Source organism: Brevibacillus sp. SIMBA_040, assembly GCF_046535075.1.
Classification (GTDB): Bacteria; Bacillota; Bacilli; order Brevibacillales; family Brevibacillaceae; genus Brevibacillus.
The window spans coordinates 1-299 of sequence record NZ_JAWRXI010000119.1 but is presented as its reverse complement, the minus strand read 5'-3'; the positions used below and the strand labels follow the sequence as shown (position 1 = coordinate 299).

At 57.5% G+C, this 299-nt stretch carries 1 protein-coding gene; it reads left to right on the top strand.

Features of this window, described 5'->3' with window-relative positions:
• Positions 1–299, top strand: a 299-nt coding sequence (locus SB752_RS32210; RefSeq protein WP_410719467.1) for a hypothetical protein, incomplete at both ends; no start/stop codon positions are given.

The following is a 299-nucleotide window of genomic DNA, read 5'->3' as shown; positions in this document are numbered from 1 at the left end:
ATGCGCGGCTGAAGCTCAAGGAGGCGTTCGGGCATGTCGGGCTCGACTGGTTCAACCGGCTTTCGCCGCACGCCACGCGAGAGGAAACGCTGAAGTACTACATGCGGCGTGTCAGCGTCGATGTAGACGACAAGACGGGGCTGTTGACGATTCGGACACAAGGTCTGTCGCCGGCCTTCGCGCAGACGTTCAATCGAACGTTGCTGAGCGAAAGCGAAACTTTCCTGAACGAGTTGTCGCATCGCATTTCGCGTAACGACATGCTGTTTGCGCGTGAGGAAATCGATCGGTCGTATGAC